Annotated in this window: 25 protein-coding genes; 8 read left to right on the top strand and 17 right to left on the bottom strand. The window is 68.7% G+C overall.

Annotated elements, in window-relative coordinates; all coding sequences use genetic code 11:
* Window positions 1-46 precede the first annotated feature (46 nt).
* The 5 genes from EV699_RS11070 (at window position 47) to EV699_RS11090 (ending at window position 7323) form a co-directional block, all read left to right on the top strand.
* A complete protein-coding gene (locus EV699_RS11070) occupies window positions 47-3799 on the top strand; it encodes a nitrate reductase subunit alpha (RefSeq protein WP_132542635.1) in 3753 nt (1250 codons plus the stop codon).
* Window positions 3800-3820: 21 nt separating this feature from the next.
* Entirely contained in the window at window positions 3821-5371 is a 1551-nt protein-coding gene (narH, locus tag EV699_RS11075; protein ID WP_132542637.1) for a nitrate reductase subunit beta, read from the top strand.
* Window positions 5372-5381: 10 nt separating this feature from the next.
* Window positions 5382-6086, top strand: a complete 705-nt coding sequence (narJ, locus tag EV699_RS11080; RefSeq protein WP_132542639.1) for a nitrate reductase molybdenum cofactor assembly chaperone — start codon at window positions 5382-5384, stop codon at window positions 6084-6086.
* Between the two features lie 16 nt (window positions 6087-6102).
* Window positions 6103-6783, top strand: a complete 681-nt coding sequence (gene narI, locus EV699_RS11085) for a respiratory nitrate reductase subunit gamma (protein ID WP_132542641.1) — start codon at window positions 6103-6105, stop codon at window positions 6781-6783.
* Window positions 6784-7164: 381 nt separating this feature from the next.
* Window positions 7165-7323, top strand: a complete 159-nt coding sequence (locus EV699_RS11090; RefSeq protein WP_424450030.1) for a hypothetical protein — start codon at window positions 7165-7167, stop codon at window positions 7321-7323.
* A 361-nt stretch (window positions 7324-7684) separates the two neighbouring features.
* Here the strand turns inward: EV699_RS11090 and EV699_RS11095 are convergent, their stop codons facing one another.
* From EV699_RS11095 to flgB, 9 genes are all read right to left on the bottom strand, one after another.
* A complete protein-coding gene (locus EV699_RS11095; protein ID WP_132542643.1) occupies window positions 7685-8014 on the bottom strand; it encodes a hypothetical protein in 330 nt (109 codons plus the stop codon).
* Between the two features lie 120 nt (window positions 8015-8134).
* Complete coding sequence (locus EV699_RS11100; RefSeq protein WP_132542645.1) at window positions 8135-8485, bottom strand: hypothetical protein; 351 nt, start codon at window positions 8483-8485, stop codon at window positions 8135-8137.
* A 761-nt stretch (window positions 8486-9246) separates the two neighbouring features.
* Window positions 9247-9909, bottom strand: coding sequence for a flagellar basal body L-ring protein FlgH (gene flgH / locus EV699_RS11105; RefSeq protein ID WP_132542647.1), 663 nt, complete (start codon window positions 9907-9909; stop codon window positions 9247-9249).
* An 11-nt stretch (window positions 9910-9920) separates the two neighbouring features.
* Entirely contained in the window at window positions 9921-10706 is a 786-nt protein-coding gene (gene flgG / locus EV699_RS11110) for a flagellar basal-body rod protein FlgG (RefSeq protein ID WP_132542649.1), read from the bottom strand.
* A 13-nt stretch (window positions 10707-10719) separates the two neighbouring features.
* Window positions 10720-11463: a flagellar basal body rod protein FlgF gene (locus EV699_RS11115; RefSeq protein WP_132542651.1), complete on the bottom strand. Its 744-nt coding sequence runs from the start codon at window positions 11461-11463 to the stop codon at window positions 10720-10722.
* A gap of 46 nt (window positions 11464-11509) precedes the next feature.
* A complete protein-coding gene (flgE, locus tag EV699_RS11120; RefSeq protein WP_132542653.1) occupies window positions 11510-12808 on the bottom strand; it encodes a flagellar hook protein FlgE in 1299 nt (432 codons plus the stop codon).
* A gap of 19 nt (window positions 12809-12827) precedes the next feature.
* Window positions 12828-13508, bottom strand: a complete 681-nt coding sequence (locus EV699_RS11125) for a flagellar hook assembly protein FlgD (protein WP_132542655.1) — start codon at window positions 13506-13508, stop codon at window positions 12828-12830.
* Window positions 13509-13519: 11 nt separating this feature from the next.
* On the bottom strand, window positions 13520-13924 hold the full coding sequence (gene flgC, locus EV699_RS11130; RefSeq protein WP_132542657.1) for a flagellar basal body rod protein FlgC: 405 nt from the start codon (window positions 13922-13924) through the stop codon (window positions 13520-13522).
* Window positions 13925-13926: 2 nt separating this feature from the next.
* Window positions 13927-14313 carry a flagellar basal body rod protein FlgB gene (gene flgB, locus EV699_RS11135; protein WP_132542659.1) on the bottom strand — a complete coding sequence of 129 codons (387 nt, stop codon included), beginning with the start codon at window positions 14311-14313 and terminating at the stop codon, window positions 13927-13929.
* Window positions 14314-14450: 137 nt separating this feature from the next.
* On the opposite strand from flgB, the gene flgA reads away from it, so the two are divergent.
* The 3 genes from flgA (at window position 14451) to EV699_RS11150 (ending at window position 16041) form a co-directional block, all read left to right on the top strand.
* The gene (flgA, locus tag EV699_RS11140; RefSeq protein ID WP_132542661.1) at window positions 14451-15158 is read left to right on the top strand and encodes a flagellar basal body P-ring formation chaperone FlgA; all 708 of its coding nucleotides are present in this window, start codon (window positions 14451-14453) and stop codon (window positions 15156-15158) included.
* 92 nt (window positions 15159-15250) lie between these two features.
* Complete coding sequence (flgM, locus tag EV699_RS11145; protein ID WP_165904100.1) at window positions 15251-15562, top strand: flagellar biosynthesis anti-sigma factor FlgM; 312 nt, start codon at window positions 15251-15253, stop codon at window positions 15560-15562.
* An 8-nt stretch (window positions 15563-15570) separates the two neighbouring features.
* Window positions 15571-16041: a flagella synthesis protein FlgN gene (locus EV699_RS11150; protein ID WP_132542665.1), complete on the top strand. Its 471-nt coding sequence runs from the start codon at window positions 15571-15573 to the stop codon at window positions 16039-16041.
* Here EV699_RS11150 and rimI read toward each other — a convergent pair.
* The 8 genes from rimI to livH form a co-directional block, all read right to left on the bottom strand.
* Window positions 16031-16519 carry a ribosomal protein S18-alanine N-acetyltransferase gene (rimI, locus tag EV699_RS11155; protein WP_132542667.1) on the bottom strand — a complete coding sequence of 163 codons (489 nt, stop codon included), beginning with the start codon at window positions 16517-16519 and terminating at the stop codon, window positions 16031-16033. The two genes, EV699_RS11150 and rimI, sit on opposite strands and share 11 nt — an antisense overlap.
* Window positions 16516-17424, bottom strand: a complete 909-nt coding sequence (locus EV699_RS11160) for a uracil-DNA glycosylase (protein WP_132542669.1) — start codon at window positions 17422-17424, stop codon at window positions 16516-16518. Before EV699_RS11160 ends, rimI begins: the two co-directional genes overlap by 4 nt.
* 36 nt (window positions 17425-17460) lie before the next feature.
* Window positions 17461-19023 (bottom strand): 2-isopropylmalate synthase, encoded by a 1563-nt coding sequence (locus tag EV699_RS11165; RefSeq protein ID WP_132542671.1) that lies wholly within the window; start codon window positions 19021-19023, stop codon window positions 17461-17463.
* Between the two features lie 188 nt (window positions 19024-19211).
* Entirely contained in the window at window positions 19212-19973 is a 762-nt protein-coding gene (gene pssA / locus EV699_RS11170) for a CDP-diacylglycerol--serine O-phosphatidyltransferase (protein WP_132542673.1), read from the bottom strand.
* Between the two features lie 303 nt (window positions 19974-20276).
* Window positions 20277-20978, bottom strand: a complete 702-nt coding sequence (locus tag EV699_RS11175) for an ABC transporter ATP-binding protein (RefSeq protein ID WP_165904110.1) — start codon at window positions 20976-20978, stop codon at window positions 20277-20279.
* A gap of 11 nt (window positions 20979-20989) precedes the next feature.
* A complete protein-coding gene (livG, locus tag EV699_RS11180; RefSeq protein ID WP_132542677.1) occupies window positions 20990-21754 on the bottom strand; it encodes a high-affinity branched-chain amino acid ABC transporter ATP-binding protein LivG in 765 nt (254 codons plus the stop codon).
* Window positions 21751-22974, bottom strand: coding sequence for a high-affinity branched-chain amino acid ABC transporter permease LivM (gene livM, locus EV699_RS11185; protein WP_132542679.1), 1224 nt, complete (start codon window positions 22972-22974; stop codon window positions 21751-21753). Before livM ends, livG begins: the two co-directional genes overlap by 4 nt.
* Entirely contained in the window at window positions 22974-23903 is a 930-nt protein-coding gene (gene livH, locus EV699_RS11190) for a high-affinity branched-chain amino acid ABC transporter permease LivH (RefSeq protein ID WP_132542681.1), read from the bottom strand. Before livH ends, livM begins: the two co-directional genes overlap by 1 nt.

Consider the following 23903-nt stretch of genomic DNA (forward strand, 5'->3'; position numbering starts at 1 on the left):
GGGGGCGCCGCCCCCCGTTCCCACGAACGGAGAGAGGTAACGGAACATGAGTCATTTTCTGGATCGCCTGAGCTTCTTCACCAAGGCGCAGGACACCTTCGCCGGCGGGCACGGCCTGGTCACCGGCGAGGACCGTGGCTGGGAGAACGCCTACCGCGCACGCTGGCAACACGACAAGATCGTGCGCTCCACCCACGGCGTGAACTGCACCGGTTCGTGCTCGTGGAAGATCTACGTCAAGAACGGGCTGGTCACCTGGGAGACCCAGCAGACCGACTACCCGCGCACCCGCGACGACCTGCCCAACCACGAGCCGCGCGGCTGCGCACGCGGCGCGAGCTACAGCTGGTACCTGTACAGCGCCAACCGGGTGAAGTACCCGATGATGCGCGGCCGGCTGCTTTCGCTGTGGCGCGAGGCGCGGCGCGGCCGCGATCCGGTCGACGCCTGGGCGAGCATCGTCGAGAGCCCGGAGAAGAGCGCCGAGTACAAGAGCAAGCGCGGCCTGGGCGGCTTCGTGCGCTCGACCTGGGACGAGGTCAACGAGCTGATCGCCGCGGCCAACGCCTACACGATCAAGCGCTACGGCCCCGACCGCATCTTCGGCTTCTCGCCGATCCCGGCGATGTCGATGGTCAGCTACGCCGCCGGCAGCCGCTACCTGTCGCTGATCGGCGGCAACTGCGGCTCGTTCTACGACTGGTACTGCGACCTGCCACCGGCCTCGCCGATGGTCTGGGGCGAGCAGACCGACGTGCCCGAATCGGCCGACTGGTACAACTCGACCTTCCTGATGATGTGGGGCTCGAACGTGCCGCAGACGCGCACGCCCGATGCACACTTCATGACCGAGGTCCGCTACAAGGGCACGAAGATCGCGGTGGTCTGCCCCGACTACTCCGAAGCCTCGAAGTTCGCCGACATCTGGCTGCACCCCAAGCAGGGCACCGACGCCGCGCTGGCGATGGCGATGGGGCACGTGGTGCTGCGCGAGTTCCACCTCGACGGCAAGAGCGAGTACTTCGACCGCTACGTACGCGAGACCACCGACTTCCCCTACCTGGTGCGGCTCGACCGCGGTGCCGACGGCCATTACGTCAACGGCCGCTTCCTGCGCGCCTCCGACCTCGCCGACGGCGCCGGCCAGGCCAACAACCCCGAGTGGAAGACCCTCGCCTTCGACGAGGCGAGCGGCAACCTGGTGGTGCCGAACGGCTCGATCGGCTTCCGCTGGGGCGAGCAGGGCGACCTGGTCGGCAAGTGGAACCTCGAACAGAAGGAGGCGCTGAGCGGCGCCGAGCTGCGCCTGCGCCTGTCGGTCAACGAGATCCGCGACGAGGTGGTGCCGGTCGCCTTCCCCTACTTCGGCGCCACCCACCACCCGCACTTCGCCTGCACCACGCACGACGCGATCCAGGTGCGCAACGTGCCGGCGAAGAAGATCCGCCTCGCCGACGGCAGCGAAGCGCTGGTGGCGACCGTGTACGACCTCACGCTCGCGCAGTACGGCCTCGACCGCGGCCTCGGCGGCGGCAACGTCGCCAGCTCCTTCGACGACGACGTGCCCTACACCCCGGCCTGGCAGGAGAAGATCACCGGCGTGCCGCGCGCGCAGGTGATCGCGGTGGCGCGCCAGTTCGCCGACAACGCCGATCGCACCCGCGGCAAGTCGATGATCATCATCGGCGCGGCGATGAACCACTGGTACCACATGGACATGAACTACCGTGGCGTCATCAACCTCCTGATGATGTGCGGCTGCGTCGGCCAGAGCGGCGGCGGCTGGGCGCACTACGTCGGCCAGGAGAAGCTGCGCCCGCAGACCGGCTGGACCGCGCTCGCCTTCGCGCTCGACTGGAACCGTCCGCCGCGGCACATGAACTCGACCTCGTTCTTCTACGTGCACAGCAGCCAGTGGCGGCACGAGAAGCTCGGCATGCGCGAGATCCTCTCGCCGCTCGCCGACCCGGCGCAGTGGCAGGGCACGCAGATCGACTACAACGTGCGCTCGGCGCGCATGGGCTGGCTGCCGACCGCGCCGCACTTCGACGCCAATCCGCTGGAGCTCACCCGCGCCGCGGCGGCGGCCGGCCAGGCCCCGGCCGACTACGTGAAGGCGCAACTGCTCGCCGGCGACGTGCGCTTTTCCTTCGAGGACCCGGACAACCCGGTCAACTTCCCGCGCAACCTGTTCGTGTGGCGCTCGAACCTGCTCGGCTCCAGCGGCAAGGGCCACGAGTACTTCCTCAAGTACCTGCTCGGCACCACCCACGGCTTGCAGGGCAAGGACCTCGGCGAGGAAGGCGGCGAGAAGCCGCTCGAAGTCGAATGGCGCGAGGCCGCGACCGGCAAGCTCGACCTGCTGGTGACGCTCGACTTCCGCATGTCGACGACCTGCATGTACTCCGACATCGTGCTGCCGACCGCCACCTGGTACGAGAAGAACGACCTCAACACCTCCGACATGCACCCCTTCATCCACCCGCTGTCGGCGGCGGTGGACCCGGCCTGGGAGGCGCGCACCGACTGGGACATCTTCAAGGGCATCGCGCGGACCTTCTCCGAGGTCTGCAAGGGCCACCTGGGGGTCGAGAAGGACCTGGTCGCGCTGCCGACGCAGCACGACACCCCGAGCGAACTGGCGATGCCCGAGGTGCGTGACTGGAAGAAGGGCGAGTGCGACCTGATCCCCGGCAAGACCGCGCCGAGCCTGATCGTGGTCGAGCGCGACTACCCCAGCACCTACAAGAAGTTCACCTCGGTCGGCCCGCTGCTCGACAAGCTCGGCAACGGCGGCAAGGGCATCGGCTGGAACACCCAGCACGAGGTCGAGGCGCTCGCCTCGCTGAACTACACGGTGCTGGAGGACGGCGTCAGCCAGGGCCGGCCGCGCATCGACAGCGACATCGACGCCGCCGAAATGATCATGATGCTGGCGCCGGAGACCAACGGCCACGTCGCGGTCAAGGCTTGGGCGGCGCTGTCGAAGATCACCGGCCGCGACCACACCCACCTGGCGCTGCCCAAGGAGCACGAGAAGATCCGCTACCGCGACATCCAGGCGCAGCCGCGCAAGATCATCTCGTCGCCGACCTGGTCGGGGCTGGAGGACGAGAAGGTCAGCTACAACGCCGGCTACACCAACGTCCACGAGCTGATCCCCTGGCGCACCGTGACCGGCCGCCAGCAGTTCTACCAGGACCACCCGTGGATGCTCGGCTTCGGTGAGGCGATGTGCGCCTACCGCCCGCCGGTCGACATGAAGACCGTCGAGCCGATGCTCGGCAAGCGCGGCAACGGCAACCCGGAGATCGTGCTGAACTTCATCACCCCGCACCAGAAGTGGGGCATCCACAGCACCTACACCGACAACCTGCTGATGCTCACGCTGTCGCGCGGCGGCCCGATCATCTGGATCAGCGAGATCGACGCGAAGAAGGCCGGCATCGAGGACAACGACTGGATCGAGGCCTTCAACGTCAACGGCGCCATCGCCGCCCGCGCCGTGGTCAGCCAGCGCGTGCCCGAGGGCATGTCGATGATGTACCACGCGCAGGAGAAGATCACGAACACCCCCGGTTCGGAGATCACCGGCACCCGCGGCGGCATCCACAACTCGGTCACCCGCACCGTGCTCAAGCCGACCCACATGATCGGCGGCTACGCCCAGCAGAGCTACGGCTTCAACTACTACGGCACGGTCGGCGCCAACCGCGATGAATTCATCATCGTGCGCAAGATGGCGAAGGTCGACTGGCTCGACGACGAAGCGGCCGCGGATGCGGCGGCGGGCCACTGAACCGGCGAGGACGGAGACATCATGAAAGTACGTGCACAGATCGGCATGGTCCTGAACCTGGACAAATGCATCGGCTGCCATACCTGCTCGGTGACCTGCAAGAACGTGTGGACCTCGCGCGAGGGCATGGAGTACGCGTGGTTCAACAACGTCGAGACCAAGCCCGGCATCGGCTACCCCAAGGACTGGGAGAACCAGAAGCGCTGGAAGGGCGGCTGGACGCGCAAGAAGAACGGCAAGATCGAACCGAAGATCGGCGGCAAGTGGCGGGTGCTCGCCAACATCTTCGCCAATCCCGACCTGCCGGAGATCGACGACTACTACGAGCCCTGGGACTACGACTACGCGCACCTGCAGAACGCACCCGAGTCCAAGGCGATGCCGGTGGCACGGCCGCGCTCGGTGGTCAGCGGCGAGCGCATGCAGAAGATCGAATGGGGGCCGAACTGGGAGGAGATCCTCGGCACCGAGTTCGCCAAGCGCTCGCAGGACTACAACTTCGAGCAGGTGCAGAAGGAGATCTACGGCGAGTTCGAGAACACCTTCATGATGTACCTGCCGCGCCTGTGCGAGCACTGCCTGAACCCGGCCTGCGTCGCCGCCTGTCCCTCGGGCGCGATCTACAAGCGCGAGGAGGACGGTATCGTCCTGATCGACCAGGACAAGTGCCGCGGCTGGCGGATGTGCGTCTCGGCCTGCCCGTACAAGAAGATCTACTACAACTGGAACACCGGCAAATCGGAGAAGTGCATCTTCTGCTACCCGCGCATCGAGGCCGGGCAGCCGACGGTGTGCTCCGAGACCTGCGTCGGCCGCATCCGCTACCTCGGCGTGCTGCTCTACGATGCCGACCGCATCGAGCAGGCGGCGTCGGTGCGTGACGAGAGCGCGCTGTACCAGGCCCAGCTCGACATCTTCCTCGACCCCTTCGACCCGGCGGTGCAGGCCGCGGCGCGCGCCGAGGGCATCCCCGACGCCTGGCTCGAAGCCGCCAAGGAATCGCCGGTGTACAAGATGGCGATCGACTGGAAGATCGCCTTCCCGCTGCACCCCGAGTACCGCACGCTGCCGATGGTCTGGTACGTGCCGGCGCTGTCGCCGATCCAGGCCAAGGCCGAGGCCGGCGCGATCGGCATGAACGGCATCATCCCCGACGTCGGCAGCCTGCGCATTCCGCTGCGCTACCTCGCCAACCTGCTCACCGCCGGCGAGGAGGCCCCGGTCAAGCTCGCCCTCGAACGCATGCTGGCGATGCGCGCCTACATGCGCGCCAAGACCGTCGACGGCGAGATCCGCCAGGACGTGCTCGACGCCGTCGGCCTGCGCCTCGACCAGGTCGAGGCGATGTACCGCTACCTCGCCATCGCCAACTACGAGGACCGCTTCGTCATCCCGACCTCGCACCGCGAGTACGCCAGCGCCACCTACGACGCCTTCGGCGAGCGCGGCGGCTGCGGCTTCAGCTTCGGCAACGGCTGCTCGGGCGGCGAGAGCCGGGTGAACCTGTTCGGCGGCAAGAAGCAGACCGAGCGCAAGGCGATCCCGATCCGCGTCGAGCCGGGCAGCAAGTGAGGGCGCGGCGATGAGGATCCTGAAAGTCGTCTCCGCCCTGCTCTGCTACCCGCAGCCGGAGCTGATCGCGGCGCTGCCCGAGCTCACCGAGGCCATCGCCGCCGAGCGCGCGCTGCCGCGGCGCGAGCGCGAGGCGCTGCTCGCCCTGGTCGACCGGCTCGAGCGCAGCGAGCTCCTGACGCTGCAGGAGCAGTACGTGGCGCTGTTCGACCGCGGCCGCGCGCTCAGCCTGCACCTGTTCGAGCACGTCCACGGCGAGTCGCGCGAGCGCGGCGCGGCGATGGTCGAGCTGCTGGAGCTGTACCGGCGCGCGGGCTTCGAGCTCGCCGCGCGCGAGCTGCCCGACTACCTGCCGCTGCTGCTGGAGTTCCTGTCGCAGCGCCCGGCCGCCGAGGCGCGGGCGCTGCTCGGCGATGCCGGCGAGACCCTGGCGCTGCTCGGCGCACGCCTCGCCGAGCGCGGCAGCGACTACCACGTGCTGTTCGACGCGCTCGGCGCCATCGCCGGCGCGCCCGCCACGCTCGCCGCGATCCGCGCGCAGGCGGCGAGCGAGGGCCCCGACCCGGCCATCGTCGACATGGACAAGCTCTGGGAGGAAGAAGCGGTCACCTTCCTCGCCCCGCAGCAAGGCGGCGGCTGCCCGTCCACCGGCGCCGGCCGGGCGGCGCAACCGCTGCAGCGGATGCCGCGACCGGCTCCGAACACCCCCCACTGAGCGGAGGACTCGCACGATGTCATACCTCAACGATCTGCTGTTCGGCGTCTATCCCTACATCGCCGGCACCGTGTTCCTGATCGGCAGCCTGGTGCGCTTCGAGCGCGACCAGTACACCTGGAAAGCCCATTCGAGCCAGATGCTGTCTAGCCGGGGCTTCCGCCGCGCCAGCAACCTGTTCCACGTCGGCGTGCTGGTGATCTTCGTCGGTCACTTCTTCGGCCTGCTGACGCCGCCCGCGGTGTTCCACGCGCTCGGCATCTCCGCCGGCGCCAAGCAGGTGATCGCCATCGTCATCGGCGGCATCGCCGGCGTGGCGGCCTTCATCGGCCTCACCTTCCTGGTGCGGCGGCGGCTCACCGACCCGCGCGTGCGCGCCAACTCGAGCACGATGGACATCGTCATCCTGCTCGCGCTGTACGCGCAGCTCACCCTCGGCCTGCTCACCATCCCGGTGTCGCTGTTCCACCTCGACGGCGGCAACATGCTGAAGCTGATGGCCTGGGCGCAGAACATCGTCACCTTCGACGGCATCGAGGCCGCCGCGGTGGTCGCCGACCAGGGCTTCATCTTCAAGCTGCACCTGCTGCTCGGGATGACGATCTTCCTGCTGTTCCCGTTCTCGCGCCTGGTGCACATCTGGAGCGTGCCGGTCGGCTACGTGCGCCGCCCCTACCAGGTGGTGCGCAGCCGCTGAGGCCCGACACGCGCGCTCACCGGATCAGCGGGCCGCTCCGACGGGGAGGCATGGGGCGACCCGCCAGCGGCGGAAGCGAGTGAGAGAGGATGATGCCAAGCCGCTGTTGAGCCTCGGGTTTGCGTAGCCATCAAAACGCGCTGCGCCAGGCCCGAGGCTCACGGCGAACCGGGGCTGGATTGCCCCGGGAATCATGGAGGCTCCAGACGTTGACGAGGATAGCGTCATGAGCAGAGCGACGAGGTCAACGCGCTGGTCAGGCCGCGCCCGTCTGACTTAAACGAACGAATCTCTGCAGAACCCGGGGCGGTTCAGCGTGCAGCGGCGCTGGCCCGCAACGCGGGTCGACCCCTGGATGGACTGCGCACCTGGGCGACCGAGGTGCAGCGCCGCACCCATCACAACAAGGCCGCCTGCGCGCTGGCCAACAAACGTGCCCGCATCGGCTATGCGGTCCTGCGCGACCACGTCGCTTATGGCCATCCGCAACCGCGCCCGAACAAGAAGCTCGAATGCACCGCCTTCGCCATCGCTGCCTGATCGATTCACCCTTTCTCCTCACCCTTGCGCCGAGACGGATCGCTCATCATGGCAAACCGGGTCACACCCACGCGAATTGACGCCGATAACGCTTCCGGCTCTCCAGCAGCCGCTTGTAACGATTGGTGCATCGCGGGCAGATGCCATGTCGGCACGGGTCATTCAGAACCCACCACAGATGCCGGATAGTCGACTGCAGGTGATGCGCCCCGGAAAGTCAAAAACACGATCTGTCTTGATTTACGGAGGAGTCCATATACGAGATGTTAGGCCTCACACGGCTTTCTTCAGGGGGCGTCCGAGAGGGGGTGGAATCACGGCAGTCCACGCTGGTCAGATGCTGTCATGCAGGTTAGCTTTGCTAGCGTCTTCTATAAACCGCAACAACCAGCGCCTTTAGAGCCAATGCAATATGATGCTGAGGTGTGTTTGTTCCTGAATTCATTTGACCAATCGCGTAGGACACAGCGATGGCACAGAAGACAAACACTTGTTGCGTCCGATCGATACTGAAAAGCCAGGAGCCCAGTGCGGCGATGAGAAGTCCGACTAGCGCCGGCCCGACAACTGCTTCAATGAAGTTTGAGAAGGCCACCTTGCCATCCCAATCAGGTACATGAGAAAGATATTGATTGATGAGGTCGGCTGCCTCTGAATCTTCGGCAAGGTATGGTGGAACTGGCTTGGTCATGATGACTCCTCTGGCTAACGAAGATCGCCAATGCGATCGAATGATGTGAGGCCTAATGCGCTGTTCAGCGGCGCCGCAGCGCGCAGCGCGAAGGCGTCCGCTGCAACAACTGGTTAGCATTCACCTCTTCTCTCGTTTAATAAGAGCACGAGACATGGTTGCGACCAGTTCTGAATCCGATAGATCGGCCAGAATAGTAACCGCAAGATCCATCTTCGTCGGAGCATCAGATGCTTGAACAAGTGAGTTTGCTAAATAGCCTACTTCGTCGCTTCTCAAATAGATCGCTTGATAGCTTTGCACCTCAAAGCTTTCTTCGTCCCTAGTACGCGCATAAAGATCGAGGACTACTTCGTTCTCCTTCGACCATGCACCGGTTGATCGATCTGTTTTTATTTCTACCTTTACCGGACAATGCCCTCGGTTCCTCGAAGTACGACCTTGGAGCCACTGACGAGTGATGAATGCCACGAACTCCTCCTTATGAATGCTAACTATAAGTAGGCGACCTGCCGGCCGCCTAAACACGCCCGCGGTCGCGGGAAATTCACCGAAAAATAGCGGTCGATCAGTCGGTTGGCAAGGCTGCCCGGGAATTTTTCGTGCGTTAGGCGGACGGATCGCCGCAATAAAAAATGGTGCGGCGATCCGTCCGCCTAACACCTGACCCGATTCACATAAAAATACTTCATATTCAACCTGTTATCGACTCATGAGAAATTTTATGCGGACCGCATTTGCCAGTACTGCTTCGCCCTACGGGAGCAGGCGGTGTCGACAAGGGTGCACCTCTTTGTTCTCTGCCGGACTCCTCCGGTTTCGCCGGAACAATGGCTCTCCTGCGACGATGGCAACCCATAGTCGGACCTTGGACATCCTCCTCCCCACCCGCGTCGTCCGCCTCCTTCCTTCGTACACACGTGTACGAAGCAAAACAGCGCGTGTACATGCCTTGAAATCGCTTGTGCGAAGCAAGCACACGCGACTTCCGGCTTCCGACACGCGTGTACGCGCCTGGGAATCGCGAAAACTTCGTTCGTACACGCGCAAAAAAGCCACGTACACGCGTGTACGTGGCGAGTACACGGTTGTACGAGGCTTCCACACGCGTGCAGGCGGCGGAGAAACGCGTCGATCTGCCGGGTGGATGCGCCCGCCTCACCTGGACAGGCGCGTCTGCAGCGTCACTCCACCTGACCGGGGCCAGAACATCCGGCCGGCCGTCGCGCGGTTCAGAACGGCCAGTAGGGGCTGTTGAAGAAGCGGCTCGCCCAGCCCATCGCGTTGCTGTCGGCGAGCGCGCCGCGGCCGGCGTAGGTGATCTGGGCGTCGGCGACCTGGCCCGAGGCCACCGAGTTGTCGGCGGCGATGTCGTCGGGGCGCACCACGCCCTGGATCTGCACCACCTCCTCGCCCTGGTTCAGCGTCAACTGCTTCTCGCCGTGGATGGCGAGGTTGCCGTTGGGGTAGACGCCGATCACCACCGCCGACAGCGTGCCGGTGATGCTGTTGGACTGGTCGCTGCTGCCCTTGCCGTCGAAGCTGCGCTTCTGTTCCAGGTCCATTTCGAGGTCGCTGACGCTGTTGCCGAACAGCACCGGCACGTCGAGTTCGTTCTTGCCGTCCTTGTCGACGCTGGTGTTGGCCTTCTTCGAGGCATTGGTACGCTCGGCGAGGCGGATCGTGATGATGTCGCCGACCCGCCGCGCGGTGCGCGACTCGAACAGGCGCAGGTCGCGGCCGTAAGGGTAGATCGCCCCGGTCGGCCGCGCCGGCACCGCTGCGACCGGCAGCGTGCCCATCACCGTCGGCGCCACCGGGCTGAAGGTGTGGTTGTTGGGGAGGCCCTCGCAACCGGCGAGCAGCGCGGCACCGAGGACCGGCCAGGCTTTCATCGGCACGCGCCTCAGGTGTTGTTGTTGAGGTACTGGAGCATCTGGTCGGTGGTCTGGATCGCCTTGGAGTTGACCTCGAAGGCGCGCTGGGTCTCGATCATGTTCACCAGTTCCTCGGCGACGTTGACGTTCGAACTCTCCAGCATGCCCTGGCTGAGCGCGCCCATGCCGTTGGTGCGCGGATCGCCGACCTGCGGCGCGCCGCTCGCGCCCGACTCCAGGAACAGGTTCTCGCCGATCGGCTGCAGCCCGGTGGGGTTGATGAAGTCGGCGAGCTGGATGTTGCCGATCTGCGTCGGCGTGGCGGTGCCGCTCTCGGTGACGCTGACCACGCCGTCGCTGGCGACGCTGACGCTGAGCACGTTGGGCGGGATGGTGATCGCCGGTTCGAGCGCGTAGCCCTCGCTGGTGACGATCTGGCCCTGGTCGTTGATCTGGAAGCTGCCGTCGCGGGTGTAGGCGATGGTGCCGTCGGGCAGGCTGATCTGGAAGAAGCCGCGGCCGTTGATGGCGACGTCGAGCGCGTTGCCGGTCTGGATCACGTTGCCCTGGGTGAACAGCTTCTCGGTCGCCACCACGCGCACCCCGGTGCCGAGCATCAGCCCCGACGGCAGCGTGGTGTTCTGCGAGGTCTGCGCGCCGACCTGGCGCACGTTCTGGTACAGCAGGTCCTCGAACATCGGCCGGCTCTTCTTGAAGCCGGTGGTGTTGACGTTGGCGAGGTTGTTGGCGATCACGTCCATGCGCGTCTGCTGCGCATCGAGGCCGGTCTTGGCCACCCAGAGTGCGGGGTTCATCGCGGGGCTGCTCCTAGCTGAGGCCGATCAGGCGGTCGGTGGCGCGTTCGTTGTCGGCGGCGGCCGACATCAGCTTGACCTGGGTTTCGTACTGGCGCGCGAGGTCGATCATCTGCACCAGCGCGGCCGGCACATTGACGTTGGCGCCTTCGAGCGCACCGGAGGCGAGGCGCACGCCGGCGTCGGGCGCGGCGGTCACGCCGGCGTCGAGGTGCAGCAGGCCGTCGTTGCCCTTGTACAGGCGCGCCGGGTCGGGGCGGACCAGGCGGATGCGGTCGATCACCGCGAGGGTCGCGGCGCTCTGCCCGAGCGGGCGGATCGACACCGTGCCGTCGGCGGCGACTTCGATCGCCTCGGCCGGCGGGATGGCGATCGGGCCGGCATCGCCGAGCACCGGGTGACCGGCGCCGGTGGTGAGCTGGCCGTTGACGTCGAGCTTGAGGTCGCCGGCGCGGGTGTAGGCCTCGTTGCCGGCGGCGTCGCGCACCGCGAGGAAGCCCTCGGTGGCGAGCGCGACGTCGAGGTCGCGGCCGGTGGTGGTGATCGGCCCGGGGCGCTGGTCGATGCCGGCGCGCTCGGCGAGCGCGTACACGCGGCTCGGCAGCCCCTCGGCGGCGAACACCGGGACGCTGCGCGCCGCGGCGAGGTCCTGGCGGAAGCCCGTGGTGCTGGCGTTGGCCAGGTTGTGGCTGTTCATCGTCTGCGCGGTCAGCGTCTGCCGCGCACCGGCCATCGCAACGTAGAGCATGCGGTCCATGGTCGACCTCCGGCGCCCCGCGCCCCGCCGGCGCGGCGGGCGCGCCTCAGCGGATCTGCAGCAGCGTCTGCGTCAGCGAATCCGAGGTGCTGATCACCTGGGCGTTCGCCTGGAAGTTGCGCTGCGCGTTGATCATGTTGACGAGCTGCTCGGTCAGCTCGACGTTGGAGCCCTCGAGCGCGCCCGAGCGGATCAGCCCGAGCCGCGCCGAACCCGGCACGCCGGCCACCGCCGGCCCGGAAGCGAAGGTCTCGGCCCAGGCGGTGTCACCGACCGGCGCCAGGCCGCCCTGGTTGCGGAAGTGGTGCAGCGCGAGCTGGCCGAGCGCCTTCGACTGGCCGTTGGTGTAGCGGCCGAACATCACGCCGTTGTCGGCGACGTTGACCCCCACCAGCGTGCCCGAGGCGTAGCCGTCCTGGACCAGGTTGTTGGTGCTCGACTGGCCGCCGAACTGCGTCGCGGCGGTGAAGTCGAGCTTCATCGCCAGCGGCTGCGTCGCGCTGGTGGGCTGGCCGATCGCGGTGGCCACGCCCTGCAGGTCGATGGTGACGTCGAGCGGCGTCAGCGGCGACAGCAGCCGGCCCTTGTCGTCGAAGCTCAGCGACGACGCATTCGGATCGGTCAGGGCGGTGCCGAAATGCACCAGGTTCTCGTCGGTGCCGTCGAGGGTGCCGTAGACGGTCCAGCTGCTGCTGGTGGCGCCGCTGGCGAGCGGGTTCTTGACGAAGAACACCGACAACGTGTGGCTGGCGCCGAGGCTGTCGTAGACCGCCAGCGAGGTGGTGTAGTTGTAGGTGCTCGGGTTGGCCGGATCGAACGGGAAGATCGAGGCGTCGATCGCGGTCGCCGCGGCATCGAGGTTGATGCCGTACTCGACCTTGGTGGTGGCCTTGGGGTCGATGTCGTTGGTGGTCAGCTTGAGATCGGTCGGCGAGCCGAAGGGCTGGTCGTTGGCGTCGAGCGGGAAGGCCTGCAGCTTCTGGCCGATGTTGCTGACCACGAAGCCGTCGCGGTCGATGCCGAAGCTGCCGGCGCGGGTGTAGGAGACGCTGCCGCGCTGGTCGGTCAGCTTGAAGAAGCCCTCGCCGTCGATGGCGATGTCGAGCGGGTTGCCGGTGCCGTTGATGTTGCCCTGCTTGAACTGCTGCGTGACCGCGGCGAGCTGCACGCCGCTGCCGATGGTGCGGCGGGTGGCGGTGCCGAGCGAGCTGGTCGAGAAGATGTCGGAGAACTCGGCCCGCGACGACTTGAAGCCGGTGGTGTTGTTGTTGGCGATGTTGTTGGCGACCACCGCGAGATCGCTGGTGGCGGCGTTCAGACCGGTCAGGGCGGTACGAAAGGACATGGCGGCCTCCTGCGGCGGCTCAGTAGATCTGTTCGATGGCGTCGACGGCGACGGAGCCGCCGCCGGCCAGGTTGGCGGTCATGCCGGTGGTGGCGTCGCCGCGGCTGATGCTGGTCACCGGCAGCAGCACCGAAGTGCCGAAGCTCATGCGCTTGCCGTCGACGCTGCCCTCGACCTTCAGGCGGTAGGCGCCGGGCGCCTGCGCCACCCCGGCATTGTCCTTGCCGTCCCACGCCACGCCGAGGTCACCGGCGGCCTGGGTGCCGAGGGCGAGCGTGCGCACCGCGCGGCCGCTCGCATCGAGCACCTGCGCGGTCAGCCCGCTGGCGTTGCGGTCGAGGTGGGCGATGGCGGTCAGCGGGGCGTTGCTGCCGAGGTAGCCGGTATCGCCGGACACCCGCACGTAGCGTCCGACCAGCTCCGAGCCGGCGATCGCCTGCGAGGTCTGCAGCGACTGCGTCAGATCCTTGACGGTCTGCTGCAGCTCCTGGATGCCGGTGACGGTGCTGAACTGCGCGAGCTGCCCGAGGTACTCGCCGGCGTCCATCGGCTTGGTCGGGTCCTGGTTCTTCATCTGCGCGATCATCATCGTCAGGAAGGCGTTCTGGTCGAGCCCGGTCGAGGTGCGCGCGGCCTCGCTCTTGGCGTTCAGGCCCGCGTTGAGGCGCTGGTACAGGGAATCGTCGATCGTCGTGCCCATCGCCTTCTCCTCTATTCGCCGAGCGCGAGCGTGCGCAGCAGCATCTGCTTGGACGCCTCGGCGACCTCGACGTTGGTCTGGTAGGCGCGCGAGGCCGAGATCATGTTGGCGAGCTCCTCGACCGGGTTGACGTTGGGTACGAACACGTAGCCGTCACGGTCGGCGAGCGGGTGGCCGGGGCGGTACTCGCGCGCGAGCGGCGTCTGGCTCTCGACGATGTCGGCCACGCCGACGCCGGCGGCCTCGCCGGCATCGTCGAACAGCGTCTGGAACACCGGCTGGCGCGCGCGGTAGGTGGCGGCGACGCTGCTCGCCACGCTGTCGGCGTTGGCCAGGTTGCTGGCGGTGGTGTTGAGCCGCACGCTCTGCGCGTGCAGCGCCGAACCGGCGATGTCGAAGACCTTGAACAAGGACATGGTCACTCTCCGCGGATCGCGTTGAGGAGGCTCTGCACGCGGTTGCCGAGCAGGCGCAGGCTCGCCGTGTAGGCCACCGCGTTCTGCGAGAACAGCGCCTTCTCGCGCTCGGGCTCGACCGTGTTGCCGTCGATGCTGCGCTGCGTGGGCTCGCGGTAGAGCGCCACGCCGTCGGCGCGGCGGCCGCTGGCGAGGTGGCCCTCGGCGCTGGTGGTGAGCTGCCCGCGGCCCTGTGCGGTCGCCATCGCCGCGCCGAAATCCAGATCGCGCGCGAGGTAGTTGGGCGTATCGGCGTTGGCGAGGTTGCCGGCGATCAGCTCGGCCCGGCGGGCGCGCAGCTGCACCGCCTGCACGTGCACCTGGAGGGTGCGGTCGAAATCGATGGCCATGCGGCTTCCCCCTCGCGCGGCTGGGCGCCGGTTTTCCGACACACGGGTCGGCACGAGAGGGTACGAGCAAGCGATGTGCCAGTGCCGCCCCGGGCGGGCGCGGCGGGCGTGGCGTGGCTCTTGCTGCCGCTGTCGGCATGACGACATCCCGACGCCCGCGCGCGCCCGCCTGGTGCGCACTCACCGCCCTCCTCGCCTGCGCCCCCGCCGCGCGGGCCGGGCAGGATCTCGCCGAGCTGCACGAACGGGCGCGGGCCTTCCTGCTCGCGCAGCAGGCGCCGCCGCACGACGCGGTCCGCATCGAGGTCGACGAGCTCGATCCGCGGCTGCGCCTGCCCGACTGCCCGGTGCCCCCCGAAGCCTTCCTGCCGCCGGGCGCGCGCGCGCAGGGCAACACCTCGGTCGGCCTGCGCTGCCCGCAGCCGCCGGGCTGGAAGCTCGTGCTCGGGGCGACGGTCATGGTGGCGCGCGAGGTGGTGGTGGCGACCCGCCCGCTGCGCCGCGGCGAATGGCTGGCGGCCGGCGACGTACGCCTGCAGCGCAGCGACATCGCCCGCCTCGGCGGCGGCTTCGAGACCGATCCGCGGCGCGTGGTCGGGCGCCAGCTGCTCTCCCCGCTCGCCGCCGGCGCGGTGATCGCGCCGCTCGCGCTCGCCGATGCCGCCGCGGTACGCCGCGGCGAGCGCATCACCGTGCTGTTGCGCACCCCCGGCATGGAGGTGAGCAGCATCGGCATCGCCAGCGCCGACGCGCGCCCGGGCGAGCGCCTGCGGGCGCGCAATCTGGATTCCGGCCGTGAGGTCGAAGGTCGCCTCGAGGCCGGCCGGCGCCTCGTCGTCGACTGAGCGGGCGTCGTGCACGTGCGGCTAAAGTTCCGGCGGGAGCGGCCGATAGCCATCGGTATACTGAAGCCGTGATGCTCGCGAGGACGATACCGATGGCGATCAACAACGTGGGTGGTGACGGCGGGCCGCCCCCGCTGCGCGGCCCCGCCGCGGTGAGCCGGCTGCAGCCGGCAGGTGGCAGCGCCACCCCGGATGCCGCCACCGCCGCGACCGACGAGGTCAGCCTGACCGCCGAGGCGCAGCGCCTGCGCGACGCCCAGGCCGCGCTCACGCAGGAACCGGCCTTCGACGCCGCCCGCGTCGACGCCCTGCGCAAGGCGATCGCGAGCGGCGAGTACCACATCGACAGCCGCCGGCTGGCCGGCAGGCTGCTCGACTTCGAATCCGAACTGTCGCGCCCGTGAGGTCGGCCATGCTGCTCAGCCTGATGGAACGCGAACTCGCCGTCACACGCGAACTGCTCGACCTGCTGCAGCACGAGTATACGGCGCTGCGCGCGCGCGACCCGGCGGCGCTGCAGGCGCTGGTCGACGCCAAGTCGGCGTGCACCGAACGCCTGCAGGAAATCGCCGGGGAGCGCCTGCGCTTCCTCGTCGAGGGCGGCTTCGGCGCCGACGCCGCCGGCCTGCAGGCGGCGATCGCCGCAAACGGCACCGAGGGGCGCTTCCGCCTGCACGCGGTGTGGTCCGACCTCACCGCGGTGGCCGAGCGCGCCTGGCAGCAGAACACCGTCAACGGCGCCGTGATCAGCGCGAGCCGCAGCAACGCCGAGCGCGCGCTCGCGATCCTGCGCGGGCAGGACACCAGCACCTGCCTCTACGGCCAGAACGCCCGCGCCAGCTACGGCGGTGGCGGCGGATCGCGCTCGCTGGTCAAGGCCTGAACCCGCCGTCCTCGGGCAGCAGGGTCAGCGCCATCACCAGGGCGTCTTCGCGGCCGCGCGCCGCCGGGTAGTAGCCGCGCCGCACGCCGACCTCGCAGAAGCCGACCGAGCGGTACAGCGCGATCGCGTGCGGGTTCGACGGGCGCACTTCGAGGAACAGCGTCTCGACGCCGAACCTGCGCGCCAGCACGATGGCCTCGCCGAGCAGGTGGCGGCCGTGGCCGCAACCCTGCTGCGCGGGGTCGATGCAGAGGTTGAGCAGGTGTCCCTCATCCACCGCGACCGAGAGCATCGCGTAGCCGATCAGCTGCTGTCCGCGTTCGAGCACCAGGCCGTGGTAGCCGCTCTTCAGGCAGTCGCGGAAGATGCCCGCGGTCCACGGGAACGGGTAGGCGGCGAGTTCGATCGCCATCACCGCGGGCACGTCGTCCTGGCGCATCGGGCGCGCACGCACGCGCGGCTCGGCGGCGGCGCTCATGCCCGGCCCTCCACCGGGCGCAACTGCGCGCACGCGAGTTCGAGGTCGTCCCAGGCCTTGCGCTTTTCGAGCGGCGCGCGCAGCAGATAGGCGGGGTGGTAGGTGACGACCAGCGGAATGCCGCGCGCGCCGTAGCGGTGCACGCGACCGCGCAGCCTGCCGACGGGCACGTCGGTGGCGAGCAGGTGCTGGGCGCTGATGCGGCCGACGGCCAGGATCAGCTCGGGGGCGACCAGCTCGATCTGGCGTTCGAGGAAGGGCCGGCAGGCGGCGGCCTCGGCCGGGCTGGGATCGCGGTTGTTCGGCGGGCGGCACTTCAGCACGTTGGCGATGAAAACCTCCTCGCGCGCGAGCCCGATCGCCCGCAGCATCGCGTTCAGCAGCTGCCCGGCCTGGCCGACGAAGGGCTCGCCCTGGCGGTCCTCGTCGGCGCCCGGCGCCTCGCCGATCACCATCCAGCGCGCCCGCCGGTTGCCGACGCCGAACACCGTCTGGGTGCGCGTGCGGCACAGCTCGCAGGCCTCGCAGCCGCGCACCGCGGCGGCCAGCCCGTCCCAGTCCAGCGCGGCGATCCGCGCGGCGCGCGGCGGCGGCGCGGCGGCGGAGGCCGCCGGCTCGACCTCGGGCGCGGGGGCCTCGTCGGGCGCGAGTTCGGCCCACAGCGCCCAGTCGTCCGGGATCTCCGTGGCCGCGGGGACGTCCACCGGCGCGGCCGTCATGGGCTCATCGACCACTTGCGGTGCCGGTACCGGCGCGGGCGCCTGCGCGGGTGCGTCGGCGGCCGGCAGGATCCCGGCCGGTGGCGCCGGCACGACCGCGTCGGTCGCCACCAGCGCGGGCGGATCGCGCTGCAGCCACAGCGGGATGCCGAGGGCGGCGAGGTAGCGGCGGTGGTGCTCGGACATCAGCCGCGCCCTGCGCCGCGCCGCGGCGGGTGCGGACTAGACGTCACCGTACTGGGCGTCGTTGAACTGCGGGTGGGCGCGCTCGACCGGCTGCAGGATCTTGCCGAGGGCGTTGACGTAGGCCTTCGCCGAGGCGATGACGATGTCGGTGTCGGCGCCCTGGCCGTTGACGATGCGCCCGGCCTTCTCGACGCGCACGGTGACCTCGCCCTGTGCGTCGGTGCCGCCGGTGATCGCGTTGACCGAGTACAGCTTCAGCTCGGCGCCGGTCGCCAGGAGGCTCTCGATCGCCTTGAACGCGGCATCGACCGGACCGTCGCCGCGCGCGCGCGCCTGGCGCTCGGCACCGTCGATGGCGAGCGTGACCTCGGCGTCCGGCGTCTGCCCGGTTTCCGACGCGGTCTTGAGGTAGAGCAGGCGGACGCGGTCGTTGCCGGCTTCGAGGCTCGCCTCGGTGACCAGCGCCTGCAGGTCCTCGTCGAAGATCTCGTGCTTCTTGTCGGCGAGTTCCTTGAAACGCGTGAAGGCGGTGTTCAGCTCGGCGTCGGACGCGAAGGCGATGCCGAGCTCCTCCATCCGCGTCTTGAAGGCGTTACGCCCGGAGTGCTTGCCGAGCACCATGCGGTTGGCGCTCCAGCCGACGTCCTCGGCGCGCATGATCTCGTAGGTCTCGCGGTGCTTGAGCACGCCGTCCTGGTGGATGCCGGACTCGTGGGCGAAGGCGTTGGCGCCGACGATGGCCTTGTTCGGCTGCACCGGGAAGCCGGTGATGCCCGACACCAGCCGCGACGCGCTGACGATCTGCGTGGTGTCGATGCGGGTGTCGCAGGGGAAGACGTCCTGGCGCGTGCGCACCGCCATCACGATCTCTTCGAGCGAGGCGTTGCCGGCGCGCTCGCCGAGGCCGTTGACGGTGCACTCGACCTGGCGTGCGCCCGCCAGCACCGCGGCGAGCGAGTTGGCGACGGCAAGCCCGAGGTCGTTGTGGCAGTGCACCGAGAACACCGCCTTGTCGGCGTTCGGCACGCGCTCGCGCAGCGCGCGGATGGTGGCGGCGAACTGCTCGGGGAGGTTGTAGCCGACGGTGTCGGGGATGTTGATGGTGCGCGCGCCGGCGTCGATGACCGCCTCGACGATGCGGCAGAGGAAGTCGAGCTCGGAGCGCCCGGCGTCCTCGGCGGAGAACTCGACGTCGTCGGTCCACTGTCGGGCGCGCCGCACCGCCGCGACGGCGGCCTCGACGACGGCGTCGGGCTCCATGCGCAGCTTCATCTTCATGTGGATCGGGCTGGTGGCGATGAAGGTGTGGATGCGCCCCGACACCGCGTCGCGCACCGCCTCGCCGCAGCGGTCGATGTCGGCGAAGGTCGCGCGGCACAGGCCGGCGACGGTCGACTCCTTCACCGTGCGCGCGACCGCCTGCACGGCCTCGAAATCGCCCTGGCTCGCCATCGGGAAGCCGGCCTCGATGACGTCGACGCGCATCTTCTCGAGGACCTTGGCGATGCGGATCTTCTCTTCGCGCGTCATCGACGCGCCGGGGCTCTGTTCACCGTCGCGCAGCGTGGTGTCGAAGACGATCAACTGGGGCTTGCTCATGGTGCGACTCCGGAAGGCCCGGTGCTGCCGGGGCCGGGCTGGGCGTGCAGGGCGACGGTGGCCGCCTGAAACGTCGCGACCGGCCCTCACGGTGCCGGTCGCAGCATGCTCGCGGCGTTGCGTCGGCCGCGCTGCGCAGGACTATAGAGAGCGCCCCGGGGCTTGCCAAGCGCACCGCCGCGCCCCGCTCACGGGCGTGCGCCGCCTTCCTGGCGGCGGCGGCGGCGCTGGCGCCAGCGCAGCACCGCGAGCGTCGGCCCCGAGGCGACGTAGACCAGGAAGCCGACGAACAGGATCACCGGCGGCTGGCTGTAGACGAGCGCGAAGGCGAGCATCGCGACCACCACGACGACGAACGGCACCTTCCCCTTCAGGTCGATCTTCTTGAAGCTGTGGAACAGGAAGTTGCTGACCATCAGCAGCCCGGCGAGCGTGGTCAGCACGAAGGCGACGCTCGCCCAGTCGGACCCCGTCCAGCCCTGGTCGGCGCCGACCCAGACCAGCCCGGTGGTGACCGCGGCGGCCGACGGGCTCGGCAGCCCCATGAAGTAGCGCTTGTCGGTGCTGCCGACCTGCACGTTGAAGCGCGCCAGGCGCAGCGCCGCGCCGGCGGTGTAGACGAAGGCCGCGAACCAGCCGAGCTTGCCGAGCCCCGACAGCGCCCACTGGTACATGATCAGCGCCGGCGCGACGCCGAACGACACCATGTCGGCGAGGCTGTCGTACTGCACGCCGAACTCGCTCTCGGTGTGCGTCATGCGCGCGACGCGCCCGTCGAGGCCGTCGAGCACCATCGCGACGTAGACGGCGACCGCGGCGGCCTCGAAGCGGCCGTGGATCGCCGCGATCACGCCGTAGAAGCCGGCGAACAGCGCGGCGGTGGTGAACAGGTTGGGGAGCAGGTAGATGCCGCGCGGACGGCGCGGCGGCTCGGGCACTTCGGGCGTCACGAACGGGTTCGGCTGCACGGGTGTCGGCGCGGGGCGCCCCTTCTGCGGCTGCGAGGAGCCGCGATTATGGTGCGTGCACCGGACGGCGGCCAGCGCCGGCACGGCCGCGCCGGCCCCGCCCCCGCGCGCGGCAAAAAAAAGGCCGGGGAAGGTTTCCCGGCCTGAAAGCAATCACCAAGAGAAGGATCGGGGAGGAACATCGCATGGATGTCGGCGCACGGCCTGGTTTTCCGCCTGCGCACCGACAAGCCAGCGTTTTCAACAGGGGCGCGCAGTGTCGCGCCGCCCCCGCCCCCTGGCGTGTCAGCCGCCGAGATAGGCCTTGCGCACGTCGGCGTTGGCGAGCAGCGCCTGGCCGCTGTCGGCGAGCACGATGCTGCCGTTCTCGATCACGTAGCCGCGATCGGCGAGCGCGAGCGCGCGGTGCGCGTTCTGCTCGACCAGGAACACGGTCACCCCCTCGGCGCGGATCTCCTCCACGATCTGGAAGATCTGCGCGATGATCAGCGGCGCGAGGCCGAGCGAAGGCTCGTCGAGCAGCAGCAGGCGCGGGCGCATCATCAGCGCGCGACCGATCGCGAGCATCTGCTGCTCACCGCCCGACATGGTGCCGGCGCGCTGGCTGTGGCGCTCGCGCAGGCGCGGGAACAGCGAGAACACGCGCTCGACGTCCTCCTCGATCTGCGCCTTGTCGGCGAAGAAGCCGCCCATCTGCAGGTTCTCGAGCACGGTCAGACCGGGGAAGATGCGCCGCCCCTCGGGCGAGACGGCGATGCCATCGCGCATGATCTCGTGCGTCGGCAGTTGCGTGATGTCGCGCCCCTCGAAGCGGATGTGCCCGCTCGCCGCGCGCGGCGTGCCGCAGAGCGTCATCAGGAGCGTGGTCTTGCCGGCGCCGTTGGCGCCGATCAGCGTGACGATCTCGCCGCGGTTGACCTCGAGCGAAACCCCCTTGAGCGCCTCGATCTTGCCGTAGAAGGTGTGGACGTTCTCCACTTGCAGCATCGGCTCGGCCATCACTCTTCTCCCAGGTAGGCCTTGATCACGCGCGGATCGGCGCGCACCTCGGCCGGCACGCCGGTGACGATGGGCCGGCCGTGCTCCATCACCAGGATGCGGTCGGCGATCGCCATCACCAGCGACATGTCGTGTTCGATCAGCAGCACCGACACGCCGTGCTGCTTGCGCAGGTCGCGGATCAGGTCGTCGAGTTCGTGCGTCTCGTGCGGGTTGAGGCCGGCGGCGGGCTCGTCGAGCAGCAGGAGCTTCGGCTCGGTGATCATGCAGCGGGCGATCTCCAGGCGCCGCTGCTGGCCGTACGAGAGGTTGCCCGCCTCGCGGTTGGCGTGCGCGCGCAGCCCGACCTTGTCGAGCCAGTAGGCAGCCTGCTCCATCGCCCGGCGCTCGGCCTGGCGGAACGACGGCACCTTGAACAGGCCCTTGAGCAGGTTGGTTTCGAGGTGCGCGTGCTGGGCCACCAGCAGGTTCTCGACCACCGTCATGCTGCGGAACAGGCGGATGTTCTGGAACGTGCGCACCACCCCGCGCCGCGCGATCACATGCCCGGGCAGCCCGGCGATCGCCTGGCCGTCGAGGTCGATGCGCCCGGCCGAGGGCCGGTAGAAGCCGCTGACGCAGTTGAACACCGTGGTCTTGCCGGCACCGTTGGGGCCGATGATCGCGAACACCTCGCCGGCGTCGACGTGGAACTCGATGCCGTCGACCGCGAGCAGCCCGCCGAAGCGCATCTGCAGCCCGGAAACCTCCAGCAGGGTGCTCATTGCGGCAGCTCCAGACGCGGACGGCTGGCCGGCAGCAGGCCCTGCGGGCGCCAGATCATCATCAGCACCATCACCAGCCCGAACACCAGCATGCGGTACTCGGAGAACTCGCGCGCGAGCTCGGGGATGATGGTCAGCGCGAGCGCGGCGAGGATCACGCCGAACTGCGAGCCCATGCCACCGAGCACGACGATGGCGAGCACCACCGCCGATTCCACGAAGACGAAGGATTCGGGGGTGATCGAGCCCTGCTTGGCGGCGAAGAACACGCCGCCGATGCCGGCGAAGAAGGCACCGAGCGCGAACGCCGAGAGCTTGACGGTGGTCGGGTTGAGGCCGAGCGAGCGGCAGGCGATCTCGTCCTCGCGCAGCGCCTCCCAGGCGCGCCCCACCGGCATCCGCACCAGGCGGTTGATCACGAACAGCGTGAACACCACCAGCAGCAGCACGATCAGGTACAGCGCCATGCCCTGGTAGGCGCTGTTGTAGGTGATGCCCAGCGCCTCCCACAGCGTGCGCGCCCCCTCGCTGCTCGCGCGCTTGGTGATCTCGAAACCGAGCAGCGTCGGCTTGGGGATGTTGTTGATGCCGTCGGGGCCGTGCGTGAGGCTGTCCCAGTTGTTCAGGATCAGGCGGATGATCTCGCCGAAGCCGAGCGTGACGATGGCGAGGTAGTCGCCGCGCAGGCGCAGCACCGGGAAGCCGAGCAGCACGCCGAAGGTCGCGGCGAGCCCGCCGCCGATCAGCAGGCACTCCCAGAACGAGAAGCCGAAGTACAGCGACAGCAGCGCGTAGGTGTAGGCGCCGACCGCGTAGAAGGCGACGTAGCCGAGATCGAGCAGGCCGGCGAAGCCGACGACGATGTTCAGGCCGAGGCCGAGCAGCACGTAGATCATCGCCAGCACGCTGACGTCGAGCCAGTCGCGCGGAGCGACGAAGGGCCAGGCCAGCGCCACCAGCAGGGCGATCACGTAGGGCCAGGGACCGCCCTCGCCGACCACCGCGGGCAGGCGGAACGTGGGCTTCAGCCGCGCCAGGAAGCCGAGGCGGTCGCCGGTGAGCTGCACGGCGAACACCGCGGCGCAGGCGAACAGCACCAGCAGCCAGTCGTGTTCGAGGCCGCCGCCCGGCTGCAGGCGCAGCCCCAGCATCGGGATCGTCAGCACCGCCGTGACCAGCGCGGCGAGGGAAGCATTCTTGATTGCGTTGGGTCGACTCATCACACCTTCTCCACGTCCGGTCGGCCGAGCAGCCCGGTCGGGCGGAACAGCAGGATCAGCACCAGCAGGCTGAACGCGACCACGTCCTTGTACTCGGTGGGCAGGTAGGCGGAGGCGAAGGTCTCGGTGATGCCGAGCAGCGCGCCGCCGAGCATCGCCCCGGGGATGCTGCCGATGCCGCCGAGCACCGCGGCGGTGAAGGCCTTGACGCCGACGACGAAGCCGATGAACGGGTTGATCTTGCCCACCGACAGCCCGATCAGCACGCCGCCGACGGCGGCGAGCGCCGCGCCGAGCACGAAGGTGAAGGAGATGACGCGGTTGGTGTCGATGCCGAGCAGGTTCGCCATGCCCATGTCCTGCGAGCAGGCGCGGCAGGCGCGGCCCATGCGCGAGCGGCCGATGTAGAGCGTCAGCGCCACCATCAGCGCGATCGCCACGAAGATGATCAGCGCGCGCGAGTTCGACATGCTGACGGTGAAGCCGTTGGCGAATTCGTGCTGGAACAGGTAGCCGGTGATCAGGTCGGGCATCGGCATGTCGCGCGAGCCCTGGGCGAGGTGGACGTAGTTCTGCAGGAAGATCGACATGCCGATCGCCGAGATCAGCGGCACCAGGCGCGGGCTGCCGCGCAGCGGCCGGTAGGCCACGCGCTCGATGGCCCAGCCGTAGGCGCTGGTGACGAGCACGCTGACCAGCACGGCGATGACGACCAGCAGCCACACCGGCAGGCCGGCGGCCGCGCCGATCGCGGTCAGCGTGACCAGGCCCACGTAGGCGCCGATCATGAACACCTCGCCGTGGGCGAAATTGATCATGCCGATGATGCCGTACACCATCGTGTAGCCGATGGCGATCAGCGCGTAGATCGAGCCCAGGCTCAGGCCGTTGATGAGCTGCTGCAGGAACTGAGGCAGAAATTCGTTCAT

The sequence above is a fragment of the Plasticicumulans lactativorans genome, from assembly GCF_004341245.1.
In the GTDB taxonomy this organism is placed as follows: domain Bacteria; phylum Pseudomonadota; class Gammaproteobacteria; order Competibacterales; family Competibacteraceae; genus Plasticicumulans_A; species Plasticicumulans_A lactativorans.

Excerpts from the sequence above, each read along its gene's own strand:
- flgH (WP_132542647.1), bottom strand. The coding sequence starts at position 9,909 with ATGAAAGCCTGGCCGGTCCTCGGTGCCGCGCTGCTCGCCGGTTGCGAG.
- livM (WP_132542679.1), bottom strand. The coding sequence starts at position 22,974 with ATGAGTCGACCCAACGCAATCAAGAATGCTTCCCTCGCCGCGCTGGTC.
- EV699_RS11115 (WP_132542651.1), bottom strand. The coding sequence starts at position 11,463 with ATGGACCGCATGCTCTACGTTGCGATGGCCGGTGCGCGGCAGACGCTG.
- EV699_RS11070 (WP_132542635.1), top strand. The coding sequence starts at position 47 with ATGAGTCATTTTCTGGATCGCCTGAGCTTCTTCACCAAGGCGCAGGAC.
- EV699_RS11150 (WP_132542665.1), top strand. The coding sequence starts at position 15,571 with ATGCTGCTCAGCCTGATGGAACGCGAACTCGCCGTCACACGCGAACTG.
- livG (WP_132542677.1), bottom strand. The coding sequence starts at position 21,754 with ATGAGCACCCTGCTGGAGGTTTCCGGGCTGCAGATGCGCTTCGGCGGG.
- EV699_RS11165 (WP_132542671.1), bottom strand. The coding sequence starts at position 19,023 with ATGAGCAAGCCCCAGTTGATCGTCTTCGACACCACGCTGCGCGACGGT.
- narJ (WP_132542639.1), top strand. The coding sequence starts at position 5,382 with ATGAGGATCCTGAAAGTCGTCTCCGCCCTGCTCTGCTACCCGCAGCCG.
- flgM (WP_165904100.1), top strand. The coding sequence starts at position 15,251 with ATGGCGATCAACAACGTGGGTGGTGACGGCGGGCCGCCCCCGCTGCGC.
- EV699_RS11160 (WP_132542669.1), bottom strand. The coding sequence starts at position 17,424 with ATGTCCGAGCACCACCGCCGCTACCTCGCCGCCCTCGGCATCCCGCTG.
- narH (WP_132542637.1), top strand. The coding sequence starts at position 3,821 with ATGAAAGTACGTGCACAGATCGGCATGGTCCTGAACCTGGACAAATGC.
- rimI (WP_132542667.1), bottom strand. The coding sequence starts at position 16,519 with ATGAGCGCCGCCGCCGAGCCGCGCGTGCGTGCGCGCCCGATGCGCCAG.
- EV699_RS11095 (WP_132542643.1), bottom strand. The coding sequence starts at position 8,014 with ATGACCAAGCCAGTTCCACCATACCTTGCCGAAGATTCAGAGGCAGCC.
- flgB (WP_132542659.1), bottom strand. The coding sequence starts at position 14,313 with ATGGCCATCGATTTCGACCGCACCCTCCAGGTGCACGTGCAGGCGGTG.
- narI (WP_132542641.1), top strand. The coding sequence starts at position 6,103 with ATGTCATACCTCAACGATCTGCTGTTCGGCGTCTATCCCTACATCGCC.
- flgG (WP_132542649.1), bottom strand. The coding sequence starts at position 10,706 with ATGAACCCCGCACTCTGGGTGGCCAAGACCGGCCTCGATGCGCAGCAG.
- livH (WP_132542681.1), bottom strand. The coding sequence starts at position 23,903 with ATGAACGAATTTCTGCCTCAGTTCCTGCAGCAGCTCATCAACGGCCTG.
- EV699_RS11175 (WP_165904110.1), bottom strand. The coding sequence starts at position 20,978 with ATGCTGCAAGTGGAGAACGTCCACACCTTCTACGGCAAGATCGAGGCG.
- flgE (WP_132542653.1), bottom strand. The coding sequence starts at position 12,808 with ATGTCCTTTCGTACCGCCCTGACCGGTCTGAACGCCGCCACCAGCGAT.
- EV699_RS11125 (WP_132542655.1), bottom strand. The coding sequence starts at position 13,508 with ATGGGCACGACGATCGACGATTCCCTGTACCAGCGCCTCAACGCGGGC.
- flgC (WP_132542657.1), bottom strand. The coding sequence starts at position 13,924 with ATGTCCTTGTTCAAGGTCTTCGACATCGCCGGTTCGGCGCTGCACGCG.
- flgA (WP_132542661.1), top strand. The coding sequence starts at position 14,451 with ATGACGACATCCCGACGCCCGCGCGCGCCCGCCTGGTGCGCACTCACC.